This window comes from Flavobacteriales bacterium, from assembly GCA_016713875.1.
In the GTDB taxonomy this organism is placed as follows: Bacteria; Bacteroidota; Bacteroidia; order Flavobacteriales_F; family PHOS-HE28; genus PHOS-HE28.
This window is the reverse complement of the sequence record JADJOI010000003.1, coordinates 3,316,575-3,328,833: the sequence shown is the minus strand read 5'-3', so window position 1 is coordinate 3,328,833 and position 12,259 is coordinate 3,316,575. Positions and strand designations below refer to the sequence as shown.

Annotated in this window: 12 protein-coding genes; 5 read left to right on the top strand and 7 right to left on the bottom strand. The window is 66.7% G+C overall.

The window, feature by feature from the left end:
• Positions 1-19: 19 nt before the first annotated feature.
• Genes IPJ87_15605 through IPJ87_15595 form a run of 3 tightly spaced genes read left to right on the top strand, consistent with a single transcriptional unit; the run spans position 20 to position 4,441 of the window.
• Positions 20-2,653, top strand: a complete 2,634-nt coding sequence (locus IPJ87_15605) for a S8 family serine peptidase (GenBank protein ID MBK7943275.1) — start codon at positions 20-22, stop codon at positions 2,651-2,653.
• A 38-nt stretch (positions 2,654-2,691) separates the two neighbouring features.
• Positions 2,692-3,450: a glycosyltransferase family 2 protein gene (locus tag IPJ87_15600; protein MBK7943274.1), complete on the top strand. Its 759-nt coding sequence runs from the start codon at positions 2,692-2,694 to the stop codon at positions 3,448-3,450.
• A complete protein-coding gene (locus IPJ87_15595) occupies positions 3,434-4,441 on the top strand; it encodes a glycosyltransferase family 9 protein (GenBank protein MBK7943273.1) in 1,008 nt (335 codons plus the stop codon). Before IPJ87_15600 ends, IPJ87_15595 begins: the two co-directional genes overlap by 17 nt.
• On the opposite strand, the gene IPJ87_15590 is transcribed toward IPJ87_15595, so the two are convergent.
• The 6 genes from IPJ87_15590 to IPJ87_15565 are packed head-to-tail and all read right to left on the bottom strand — an operon-like array spanning position 4,383 to position 9,792.
• Complete coding sequence (locus IPJ87_15590; GenBank protein ID MBK7943272.1) at positions 4,383-6,014, bottom strand: O-antigen ligase family protein; 1,632 nt, start codon at positions 6,012-6,014, stop codon at positions 4,383-4,385. The two genes, IPJ87_15595 and IPJ87_15590, sit on opposite strands and share 59 nt — an antisense overlap.
• A 4-nt stretch (positions 6,015-6,018) precedes the next feature.
• Positions 6,019-7,686, bottom strand: a complete 1,668-nt coding sequence (locus IPJ87_15585) for a S41 family peptidase (GenBank protein ID MBK7943271.1) — start codon at positions 7,684-7,686, stop codon at positions 6,019-6,021.
• Positions 7,687-7,700: 14 nt separating this feature from the next.
• Positions 7,701-7,922 carry a membrane protein insertion efficiency factor YidD gene (yidD, locus tag IPJ87_15580; GenBank protein MBK7943270.1) on the bottom strand — a complete coding sequence of 74 codons (222 nt, stop codon included), beginning with the start codon at positions 7,920-7,922 and terminating at the stop codon, positions 7,701-7,703.
• Positions 7,915-8,298 (bottom strand): ribonuclease P protein component, encoded by a 384-nt coding sequence (locus IPJ87_15575; GenBank protein MBK7943269.1) that lies wholly within the window; start codon positions 8,296-8,298, stop codon positions 7,915-7,917. The genes yidD and IPJ87_15575 overlap by 8 nt, the downstream gene beginning before the upstream one ends.
• A 53-nt stretch (positions 8,299-8,351) precedes the next feature.
• Positions 8,352-9,101: a uroporphyrinogen-III synthase gene (locus tag IPJ87_15570; protein ID MBK7943268.1), complete on the bottom strand. Its 750-nt coding sequence runs from the start codon at positions 9,099-9,101 to the stop codon at positions 8,352-8,354.
• 10 nt (positions 9,102-9,111) lie between these two features.
• A complete protein-coding gene (locus IPJ87_15565; GenBank protein MBK7943267.1) occupies positions 9,112-9,792 on the bottom strand; it encodes a DUF4271 domain-containing protein in 681 nt (226 codons plus the stop codon).
• 98 nt (positions 9,793-9,890) lie between these two features.
• Here IPJ87_15565 and IPJ87_15560 point away from each other — a divergent pair, with 98 nt between their 5' ends.
• Both IPJ87_15560 and IPJ87_15555 read left to right on the top strand, forming a co-directional pair.
• Positions 9,891-11,111, top strand: a complete 1,221-nt coding sequence (locus IPJ87_15560; protein ID MBK7943266.1) for an acyl-CoA dehydrogenase family protein — start codon at positions 9,891-9,893, stop codon at positions 11,109-11,111.
• 76 nt (positions 11,112-11,187) lie between these two features.
• Positions 11,188-11,799 carry a hypothetical protein gene (locus IPJ87_15555; protein MBK7943265.1) on the top strand — a complete coding sequence of 204 codons (612 nt, stop codon included), beginning with the start codon at positions 11,188-11,190 and terminating at the stop codon, positions 11,797-11,799.
• Between the two features lie 12 nt (positions 11,800-11,811).
• On the opposite strand, the gene IPJ87_15550 is transcribed toward IPJ87_15555, so the two are convergent.
• Positions 11,812-12,231 (bottom strand): STAS/SEC14 domain-containing protein, encoded by a 420-nt coding sequence (locus tag IPJ87_15550; GenBank protein ID MBK7943264.1) that lies wholly within the window; start codon positions 12,229-12,231, stop codon positions 11,812-11,814.
• Positions 12,232-12,259: the final 28 nt, after the last annotated feature.

Below are 12,259 nucleotides of genomic sequence, written 5' to 3'. Positions count from 1 at the left end.
CCGGTACCACGCCCCTGACATGAAGAACCTGTTCCTCACCCTCGCCACGGCCCTGTTGATCCCCGCCCTGCTGCCGGCGCAGGACCAGCAGCCCGCCTACCTCCCCGGCGATGTGCTCGTGATGCTCCAGCCCGGGGCCGATGCGGCCGCCATCGCCAACGACCTGCGCGTGGTGGACGGCCTGCCCACCGGCCTGCGTGTGGTGGAGGAAGTGAGCGCCCCGCTGCGCGCGTGGATGCTCCACTACGATCAGCCCGCCCTGCCCCAGCCAGTGATGCTGCGCGCCGTGCAGCGCCACCGCGCCACCCTGCTGGCCCAGAACAACCACGTGGTGACCGACCGCGTGGTGCCCAACGACCCGCAATTCGGGCAGCAGTGGCACCACGTGAACCCCAACGATGCCGACATCGACAGCGACCTGGCCTGGGACATCACCACCGGCGGGGTGACCGCTGCGGGCGACACGATCGTGGTGTGCATCATCGAGAACGCCGACCTGCCCCACCCCGACCTGATCGGCAACGCCTGGTTCAACCACCTGGAGATCCCCAATGACGGCATTGACAACGATGCCAACGGGTACGTGGACGACCACCGCGGATGGAACCCCGGTGGCAACAACGACAACGTGTACGGCGGGGGCCACGGCACCCAGGTGGCCGGCATGATCGGGGCCAAGGGCAACAACAACACCTCCGTGAGCGGCGCCAACTGGAACGTGGAGATGATGGTGGTGACCCGGCAGGGGGTGAGCGAGGCCCAAGTGCTGGCGAGCTACACCTATCCCCTGGTGATGCGCCGCCTTTACAACCAGACCGGTGGCAACAAGGGGGCCTTCGTGGTGGCCACCAATGCCAGCTGGGGCATCGACTTCGGCGACCCGGCGGACGCCCCGCTCTGGTGCGCCATGTACGACACCCTCGGCACGGCGGGCGTGCTGAACTGCGGCGCCACGGCCAACCAGAACATCAACATCGACGTGGAGGGCGACCTGCCCACGGCCTGCCCCAGCCCCTTCATGGTGAGCGTCACCGCCACGAACAACAACGACCTGCGCACCTTCAGCGGCTTCGGCGCCACCACCATCGATGTGGGCGCGCCGGGCGAGAACGTGGTGACCACCAGCATGGGTGGTGGAACGGGAAGCACCAGTGGCACGAGCTTCGCCAGCCCGCTCACCGCCGGGGTCATCGCCCTGCTGTACAGCGCGCCCTGCGCCACGCTCGGCGCACTGGCCCAGGCCGATCCCCTGGCCGCTGCCCTGTACGTGCGCGACAAGCTCTTCGAAGGCGTGGACCAAGTGGGCAACCTGCCGGGCAACACCGTCACCGGCGGCCGCATCAACGCCTTCAACAGTTTGCAGGCCATCATGGCCGGTTGCGGCCCCTGCCCACCGCCCTACGACCTCAACGCCGAGAACGTCGCCATCGGTGATGTGATGTTCTCCTGGGGCAGCACCGCCAGCGGCCCCTTCACCGTGCAGTACCGCCCGGTGGGCAGCAGCACCTGGACCACCCAGGCCGGATTGATCAACCTGGCCTTCATGGCCTCCGGGCTCACTCCCTGCACGCCGTATGAATTCCAGGTGATCGCCGAGTGCGATACACTGACCAGCGACCCGAGCGCCCTGTTCACCTGGACCACCGAGGGCTGCTGCGCTCCGCCGGACGGCCTTGGCGCGGGCTTCGCGGGGGACAACGTCGCCAACGTGTTCTGGAGCGCCGTGCTGGCCGCATCGTCCTATGAAGTGGAAGTGAGCCCCGCCGGAGCCGGCAACTGGACGAGCTATCCCGGCATCATCAACACCAGCTTCGAGATCAGCGGATTGACGCCCTGCTCGGCCTATGATGTGCGCGTGCGGTCCGTGTGCAACGGGATTCCCACGGCCTGGAGCGCCACCATCACCGTTCAGACCTCCGGTTGCGGCGCCTGTATGGACAACACGTTCTGCCCCTCGGAGAGCGATGATGCCAGCGAGGAGTGGATCGCGAACGTCACCCTCGGCAGCATCAACCACACCACCGGAACGGATGGCGGCTACGGCGACCACACCGCGCAGTCCACTTCGCTGAACCAGGGCGCCAGCTATCCCATCTCCCTCACCCCGGGCTATGATGGCTTCGCCTACGACGAGTACTTCACCGTGTGGGTCGACCTGGATCAGGACGGCGCCTTCACCACCACGGGTGAGCTGGTGTACAGCTCCCCGGTGGCGAACGGGACCGTGAATGGCAACATCAACATCCCCGCCTGGGCCACTCCCGGCAGCACCCGGATGCGGGTGATCATGGTGTTCGATCAGGCCGCCACCTCCGGCTGTGAGGACGGGTATGATTTCGGTGAGACCGAGGACTACTGCGTCACCCTGTTGGACCCCAACACCGGCATCGCCGAGCTTTCCGCCGGTGTGATCGTACAGCACTTCCCCGACCCGGCGGACCGCGATGTCTTCTTCAACGTGTACGGCGCCACCGGGCAGGGCCCGGTGACGATCGAGCTGCTCGACAACGCCGGACAGGTGGTGGAACGCCGGAGCTCCACGAGCGGTCGGATCACGCTCACCACCGCCTGGCTGGCCGACGGGCTGTATTTCTACCGGGCCGTGCAGGACGAGCGGGAGCTGGGCCGTGGCAAGTTGATGGTGGCCCACTGAGCATCGGGCGCCCGTAACGGTCGGCTAACTTCCGCCCGATGGGCATCTCGGCGGTCATCATCACACGCAACGAGGAGGCCAACATCGCCCGCTGCCTGAAGGGCCTCTCCGGCCTGGTGCAGGACGTGGTGGTGGTGGACGCCGAAAGCACGGACGGCACCCGACGGATCGCGGAGGCGCATGGCGCACGCGTGGTGACACGTCGCTGGACCAACTACAGCGATCAGAAGAACTTCGCGAACGACCTGGCTTCGCAAGCCTACATCCTGAGCGTGGACGCCGACGAAGTGCCCTCCCCCGAGCTGGCCCGGTCCATCCGGAACGCGCAGGCCAACGGACCGCATGGCGCCTACCGCATGCATCGGCTCACCAACTACTGCGGCACCTGGGTGCGGCACGGTGGATGGTACCCTGATACCAAGACGCGGCTCTTCCCGAAAGACGGGGCGCGCTGGACCGGCGACCATGTGCACGAAGTGCTGGAGCTCGCCCTTGGAACACCCGTGCAGCTGCTCGAAGGTGACCTGCTCCACTACAGCTATCCCTCCCTCGACGCCCACCGCGAGCGCATTGAACGGTACAGCGACCTGCACGCCCAAGCGCTGCACCGGTCGGGCCGGCGCGCCGGAGCGGTCAAGCGATGGTTGTCGCCCGTGGCCAAGTTCCTTCAAGGCTACGTGCTGCAGGCGGGCTTCCTCGATGGAAAAGCGGGCTGGCACATCGCCACCCTCAGCGCCCGGGCCGTGTGGCTGAAGTATGCGAAGCTCCACGCCCTTCAGCATGAGCCCCCCGCCTGAGCACATCGTCCTGAGCCGCCCGGACAGCATCGGTGACGTGATGCTCACCCTGCCCATGGCGGGCCTGCTCAAGGAACGGTTCCCAGGCGTGCGCATCACGTTCATCGGCCGCGACTACACCGCACCCGTGCTGCGGTGCTGTAGCCATGTGGACCAGGTGCTGACCCTGGAGGACCTGATGGCCGGTGAAGCCGGGTCCATGCTCTCCGACCTGCGCGCCGATGTGTTGGTGCATGTGTTCCCCCACCGCGCCGTGGCCCGCTGGGCGCGGTCCGCCCGGATCCCCATGCGCATCGGGACGTCACACCGGTGGTGGCACTGGACCACGTGCACGCATCGTGTGGCGTTCAGCCGACGTCGGAGCCCGCTTCACGAAGCCCAGTTGAACACGATGCTGCTGCGTCCGCTCGGCCTGGAAGGTGTGCCCTCCCTGGCGCAGCTGAGCGAACGCACCGGCTTCAGCGCGCCGCTGCACACGGTCCTTCCGGCCGACCTGGCCCCGACCGCGGGGCGCACAGTGATCCTTCATCCGGGTTCGCAGGGCAGCGCCGTGGAATGGGGGCTGGACAACTTCGCTGCGCTGATGCGCGGTCTGAACCGGCTCGGCATCCGCACGGTGGTCACCGGCACCGCTGTGGAGGCTGAACGCTACCGCCCCCATCTTCCGTGGAGCGATCCGCTGGTCCTTGATGCCGGTGGACGACTGAGCCTGGAGCAGCTGGTGGCCCTCATCGGCAGTGCGGATGGACTGGTGGCGGCAAGCACGGGACCGTTGCACATCGCTGCCGCGTGCGGCATCCGTGCCGTGGGCCTGTTCGCCCCCCGTCGCCCCATCCATCCAGGGCGTTGGGCCCCGATCGGCCGCGATGCCCACGCATTGGTGCATGACCCGGACTGCCCCACATGCCGCGCAGGACGGCCGTGCGACTGCATCACGCGGATCGCTCCGGAGCGTGTGCTGGCGCTGCTTGAAGGCCTGCCTGCGCATTGAGCCAGCGCCCGCCGAACACGAATAGCGCGGCGTACAAGGCGAAGAAGGTCGCCCCGGTCTGGGTCTCCAGGGTGTCCTCCGTGAGGCACGACACCAGGAAGATGGCCGCCCACGCCGCGAAGACCGGGTGCCGCCAGGCACGGAACACCACCACGGGCGCCACCCAACAGGCCAGGATGAACAACAGGCCCGGCAGGCCGAAGCTGATGAGCAGCGTGAGGAACTCGTTGTGCGCGCGGTTGCGCCAGGCCGGATCCAGCGGGCTGTGCAGTTCCTCGTAGGCGCGTGCGAACTCCGGACGGGTGTCGCCCGTGCCGACACCCGTCCACAGGTGCCTCTGTGCGATCCACCAGCCCGTCCGCCAATAGGCCAGCCGCATGGTGAGGCTGTGCCCGTTCGGATCGCCGATGGCCCGATGGCGGTCGAGCTCCATCCGCAGTTGTTCCACACGGGCCATCAGGAGCGGCTGGCGCCCGGTGCGTACGCTCGGCATGCCCTGCTCGATGCGGCGCACGTCCTCGTCGGTGAGCGCCAGCAGACCCACGGAGTCCTTGGTCAGCCCCCTGCTGGCCAGGTAGCGGACCAGTGTGCCGCGCAGTTCCTGGCCCCGGTCGTCCTTGTCGTACAATCCGAGGCGACTGCGGAGCGCCCAGCCCCGCGCAAGCTCCTCCTTGGCCACATGCACCCATACCGGATGTCCGTTCTCCCATTGCGGGTCGGCGACATCGTGGTAGTACGGCTCGCCACCGGCGCTGCGTTCCCCGAGATCCTCGACCCGCAGCGGGGTGTACGGGCGCGGCCGGAGCATGCCGAACAGGATCATCAGCGCTGCGCCAGGCGCCAGCACCAGCGCCGCGCGGACCGACCAGCGGACGGGCGGGCGGGCGCCGCCCACGCCGCGCCACGCCAGCACCACGAGCGCCACGCCCAGGGTGCTCAAGCCGCTGAGACTGCCGACCCCCACCAGGAAGCCCACGGCCCACATCGCGCCGAGACCATGCACGGCGCGCAGCCACTGCTGGGGCGGACGGTCCAGGATGAACACACAGGTGGCGAGGGCGAGGAGCAGCCCCAGCCGCACATGGCTGATGAAGATGCTGACCGCGCGATGGTCACCGCTCTGCAGGTGGCCGCCCGCCACGACCAGGCACACCGCCGTGCTGGCCACCACGCTCCAGGCCCCGGTGCGCAGCACATCGCGGATGGCCCGCTCCCCCATGGGCGGCGAGGTGGACAGCACCACCCCGAAGACGAGCACGGGGAGCAGGATGCGGGTGAGGTCGAACGCCCAGGCGCGGTCCTCGGACCAGACGATGCCTGCTGCGTGCAGCAGAAAGGTGGCGATGAAGGCCAGCGACCACGGACCGGTGAACGCCTGGCGGAAGCGCCTCCCCATGTCGCGGGCGGCCAAGCCCTCGCCCAGCCAGCCCAGCAGCATCAGGATCTGCGCATTGCTGAGCAGCACATTGTTCCATGGCAGGGCGGCCGCCGCGATGAACAGGCCCGCCATGCGGACCAGACCGAAGCGCCGCACCCAGCGTTCCGCCGGGTTCCCCGCGGCCATCCGCGGCATCAGCTCAGGGCTTGGTGCCGGCCAGGATCCCGCTGTAGCCACCGTCGGTGAGGGCCTTCACCGCGGCCTGCACGTAAGGGTCGGTGATGAGCGCCGCCTTGGCCCGGCCCGTCTGCAGGTCGTACCGGGACACGATCTCGTTGCGCAGCATCTCCTCCACCTCCGTACGGAACAGGTCGAGCTCCTCGGCCGGGTCGGGCGCCAGCTCCTTCTTCAGTTCCTCGAAGGCCTTCTGCGCATGGCCGTAGTACCGCTCCTTGCGTGCCACCTCCTCGAGCTTCGCGTAGGCCTCCATGCTCTCGGTATCGTAGGTGAAGCTGCGTGACCGGGCGAACTCCGTGAACCGGTGATAGAGCTCGTCGCTGATGGTGAACCGCTCGGGCGGGCCGATGCTGTCGTGCGTGCGCCGGTGGTCCGTGGCGAAATCGAACAGGATGTCCTCCGCATAGAGGCCGCCCACCACCTTGGCCAGTTCGGGTTCGGTGACGGGCACATCGGGCAGGATGCCCCGCCCGTCGTACACCGTGCGGCCATTGCGGGTCTTGAAGGCCACGAGGTTCGTGTCCGTGCGCACGGTGGCCTTGCCGCTGCTGTCGCGGTGCGCATAGTCCAGCTTCTGGATGCAGCGTCCGCTGGGGATGTAGTACTTGGCCACGGTGACCTTCAGTTTGCTGTTGTAGAACAGGTCGCGCGTCTGCTGAACGAGGCCCTTGCCGAAGGTGCGCTCGCCCACCACGACGGCACGGTCCAGGTCCTGCAGCGCGCCGCTGACGATCTCGCTGGCGCTGGCCGAGCCACCATCGACCAGCACCACCAGTGGCATGGTCGCGTCCTCCGGCTCACTGAGCGTGCGGTAGCTCTTGTCCCACTCGGCGATGCGGCCCTTGGTCTCCACCACGGGCTCGTTCTTGGGCACGAAGAGGTTGACGATGTTCACCGCTTCGCGCAACAGGCCGCCGCCATTGCCGCGCAGATCGAGGATGAGGTGACGCGCCCCCTCCTGCTTGAGCTGCTTCATGGCGTTGCGCACATCGGCGCTCGCGGTCTGCGTGAAGCTGTTGAGCTTGATGTAGCCCACCATGTGGGTGGCGTCCACAATGCCCTTGTAGGGCACGTCAGGGATCTTGATCTCCTCACGCGTGATCAGCTTCTCCGACGGCTCGGCGGTGCCCCGCTTGAGCAGCATGCGCACCGGCGTGCCGGCCTGTCCCTTCAATAGCTTGCTCACCTCCTCGGTGTCGAGGCCGCGCACCTTCCGGCCATCCACCTCCAGGATCTCGTCGCCGGCCCAGATGCCCGCCTTCGCCGCAGGGAAGCCCTCATACGGCTCGCTGATCACCATGCCATCGCCCTGGCGCTTGATGAGCGCGCCGATGCCTCCGTACTGCCCCGTGGTCTGGAAGCGGTACTCCTCGATGTCGCTTTCCGGGATGTACTGCGTGTAAGGGTCGAGCGAGGAGAGCATCGCATCGATGCCCGTCTTCATCAGCGTGCCGGGCTTGGTGTCCTCGACATAGTAGACGTTGAGCTCCTTGTAGAGCTCGGTGAAGATCTCCAGGTTCTTGGAGATCTCGAAGTAGCTGTCGCCCGCCGCGATGGTGAGGGCGCCGGAAGCGGCCAAGGCGCCACCGATGATCCAGGTGCGCAGGCGGGGGGTGCGGGGTGCGTTCATGGGTGAATGAGGCTTCATGGAACGGGGTCGTGGCCATGCCCGCCCCAAGGATGACAAGATAGGAAGCGCTTGAGGGTGAGCCAGCCGCCGCGGAAGGGACCATGGCGGCGCAGGGCCTCCACGCCGTAGGTGCTACAGCTGGGTGTGTATCGGCACGCACCGGGCAGCAACGGCGACAGGGTGAACTGGTAAAGGCGGATGAGGCCGATCATGGCGGTGATGAGCAGCCTACGCATGTTCCTTGAACCAACGGTCCAGCGCGCGGATCATTTTACCCTCCACCTCGGCGTAGGCCGGCACGGCACGGCCCTGCAGCACGAAGAGCAAGCCGCATGAGCGGCCGAGCTGGCGTAACCGGTCGTGGTAAATGTGCTTGTGCAGGCGGTAGGCCTCGCGCATGCGCCGACGGGCCCGGTTGCGGTCCACTGCACGCGGGAGGTTGCGCTTCGGCACGGCGAAGGCCACCTGGGCTGGAACGGGGGCATCGAGCTCCATGAACAGGCCGGTGAGGCGGAAGGGCGGAACGTGCACCGTGCGCCCCTCGGCGATGAGCCGCTGGATGCGCGGACGGCCGCGAAGGCGCTCCTGCTTGGGGAAGGTATGACGCTCCATGCCGACGTGATCGGCCCGGAAGGCCGGGACGTTGGCCCCGTGACATCCGGGGCCTATTTCTTCTTGCCGAGCCTCTTGATGTACAGCTCGATGGCACCCGTCATGCTCGGGGCCTCCGGCAGGGGGGCCTCGATGTCCAGCCGCAGACCGGCATCGCGCACCGCCTTGCTGGTCGTTGGGCCGAACGCTGCGATGACCGCGCCGTTCTGGTCGAACTTCGGGAAGTTCTTGAACAGGCTCTCGATCCCCGCCGGGCTGAAGAACACCAGCATGTCGTACTTCAGGTTCTTCAGGTCGCTGAGGTCGCTGGCCACCGTGCGGTAGAACACCGCGTTGGTGTACTTCACCCCCGCCTTGTCCAGCAGCGCGGGGATCTCCGCCTTCTGGATGTCGCTGCACGGCACCAGGTACACCTCGTCCTTGTGCTTCTTGATCACGTCCAGCAGGTCCTGGAACGTGTTCTTGCCGATGAAGACCTTGCGTTTGCGGTACACGATGTACTTCTGCACGTAGTACGCCACGCTCTCGCTGACGCAGAAGTACTTCATGCTTTCCGGCACCGTGAGCCGAAGCTCCTTGCACATCCGGAAGAAATGGTCCACCGCATTACGGCTGGTGAGCACGATGGCCGAGTGGTCCAGGATGTTGATGCGCTCCTGCCGGAAGTCCTGCGCAGGAACGGCCTCCACCTTGATGAACGGCTTGAAGTCGATCTTCAGGCCGTACTTCCTGCCGAGCTCGTGGTAGGGGGACTTGACGTCCGTGGGTTCCGGCTGCGAAACGAGGATGGTCTTGATCTTCAAGGCCGCTCGGTTAGTGAAGTTGGAACACGGATGGGCCGGAACGCTGAAGGGTCTGGAGCACGAGGAACACAGGCAGGCTCTCGGCGGCGCAAAGGTACAGGAAAATGTGCCTGAGCGGGACCCCCGCCGATCGCCCGATGAGCCCCGCCCGGCCCCACCGGAGGAGCACGATCGCCGAGGCGATCACCCCGCCCGTCGGCAGCAGTACGAACCGCATTTCCGGCCGAAAGGCCACCAACACCGCCACGGGCAGCAAGGCCGCCCCCAGCACCAGGTGATCGATCACCAGAACGTAGATGTACTCCTGCAGGCCACCGTCGCCCTGGAAGAGCCATCCCACCAACCGGAGCACGAACACCTGCGCGAGCACCACCAGCACCAGCAGGGCCACCACCCCGAAGTAGCCCACCGGACCCGCATCCGCGATGCCGCGCATCACCAGTGCCTGATGCAGGAACAACCCCAGGCCCGCCAGCAACGCCACCAGCAGCCCCAACATCGAGCGGTCCTGCAGGTCGATGTCCTCGCGCAGGCTCCGCCGACTGATGCGAGCGCCGAACGCCCCGTTGAGGATCAGGCCCCATTTGCGGGGCGACACGACGTTCGTCCAGGCCAGCTGCACCAGCACGGCCAGCAGCACCAGCACCACCCAATCGGCGCTCAAGGGGTCGTGGATCCGCGGTTCACCCATGGCCGGCGGGCAAAGGTATCCGGCGGCGCCGGGGGTGGGCGTGCTACTTTTGCAGCCCCGGTGAACGGCCAGGCCGACACCGCGAACACCCCCGCAGCATGTCCACCACTTCCGCCAACGGCACCGCCACCAAGGCCGCCACCGACCTCTTCCAACACCACGACCACTACTTGGTGGACGAACTGCTCACCGAGGAACAGAAGCTGATCCGCGACACGGCGCGCAAGCACGTGAGCAAGCACCTCAAGCCCATCATCGAGGAGCGTTTCGAGAAGGCCGAGTTCAGCAAGGACATCATCCCCGGGCTGGCGGAGATCGGCGCCTTCGGCCCCTTTGTACCGGAGGAATACGGCGGCCCCGGGCTGGACCAGATCAGCTACGGCCTCATCATGCAGGAGATCGAGCGCTGCGACAGCGGCCTGCGCAGCCTGTGCAGCGTGCAAGGCTCATTGGCCATGTACCCCATCTGGAAGTACGGCAGTGAGGAGCAGAAGAAGAAGTGGCTGCCGGACATGGTGCAGGGCAAGAAGATCGGCTGCTTCGGCCTCACCGAGCCCGACTACGGCAGCAACCCCAGCGGCATGGTCACCACCTTCAAGGACATGGGCGATCACTACCTGCTGAACGGCGCCAAGATGTGGATCAGCAACGCGCCCTTCGCCGACCTCGCGATCGTGTGGGCCAAGGCCGAGAACACCGAGGGTCGCATCCATGGCCTCATCGTGGAGCGCGGCATGGAGGGCTTCACCACGCCCACCACGCACGGCAAGCTGAGCCTCCGCGCCAGCCCCACCGGCGAGCTGGTGTTCGACAACGTGAAGGTGCCCAAGGGCAACCTGCTTCCCAACAAGAGCGGCTTGGGCGCACCCATGGGCTGCCTGGACAGCGCTCGTTACGGCATCGCGTGGGGCACCCTCGGCGTGGCCATGGAGTGCTACGATGTGGCCCTGCGCTACAGCAAGCAGCGCATCCAGTTCGGCAAGCCCATCGGTGCCTTCCAGCTCACGCAGAAGAAGCTGGCCGAGATGATCACGGAGATCACCAAGGCCCAGCTCCTCACCTGGCGCCTGGGCGTGCTGCGCAGCGAGGGCCGCGCCACCACGCAGCAGATCAGCATGGCCAAGCGGAACAACGTGCACCTCGCGCTCACTGTGGCGCGGGAGGCGCGCCAGATCCTCGGCGGCATGGGCATCACCAACGAATACCCCATCATGCGCCACATGATGAACCTGGAAAGCGTGGTGACCTATGAAGGCACGCACGACATCCACCTGTTGATCACCGGTGCAGAGGTGACCGGGATCCCGGCGTACAAGTAGACGTTGCACGATCGCGTGTTCATCATCGGTGCCGATCGGGGCACTGGTGCGGGTGCGCGTCCGGTAGCTTCACGTCATGAAGCACCCCTTCGCGTTCGTGCTCGTATTCCTGTTCGGGATGATGACCCAGGCCCAAGTGACCCTCAACACCTACTATGTGATCCCGCCGACCAACGGCTGCGATGGGCTCGGGGCCTTCGGCCCGGCCAGTGCGTTGTACCCCGTCGGCTGTTCAGCTCCATACCTGTATGACGTGATCCCGTCCGGCTGTGCCGTGTCCCCGTGGGGCTGGCCGCCGTTCTGGGTGTCCAACGACACGGTGTACACGAACCTCTGCTCCACACCCTGCTCCATCACGATGTGGGACTCCAACGGGGTGCCCTGTGTGATCCTCTGCCAGTTGCCCGGTGGCCTGGGCCTGCCCATGGACCCTGCCGGACAGGAGGACGGGCTCCACGTGACCACCAACCCGGTAAGCACCGAAGGAGGGCCCGTGGAGTTGAAGCTGCGCGGCTCAGGCCCGGTGGACGTCTCCGTGACCGATGGCCTTGGTCGCGTCCTGTATGCCACGAGGGCGCCTTCTGGAACGGCCCTGCTCCCCACGGCCGGGATGCGACCGGGCCTCCACCTGGTGCAGGCGCGGTGGCCCGATGGTCAGAGCGCCACGCTCCGGTTGGTGCTCCAGTGAAGCGGGCGGCGATCAGCCCTCCTCCTGGATCACCTCCGCCAACTGAAGCTGCAACCACCGGCGCGCCTCGGCCTCGTCGTTGAACACGCGCGTGCGGAACACCGTGGGGAAATAGGTGAAGAACAGCTTGGTGACCATCTCCGCCATGCTGTCGTGCACCACCACCGCCAAGGCCCTAAGGGTGTCCTGCCCGCGCTCCGGACCGAAGTGGTCCACGCCCGTGACCTCCATGTCGAAGTCCATGTCCCGGGGGATGATGCTGAGCATGACGCACGGCATGCCCTGGGCCAGTTCGAGGCGCGCGCGCTTGTTCTCCGCGAAACCGGGCAGGTCGATCCGCTCGCCATGCTTGTACCGTTGTTCGATGAAACCCGGCCGCACCATGGTGACCGTGGCGATGCGGGTCTCGATGCTCCGTGGTCGGAAGCGCATGGCCTCCGAAGATAGCGCTCCCTGTCCA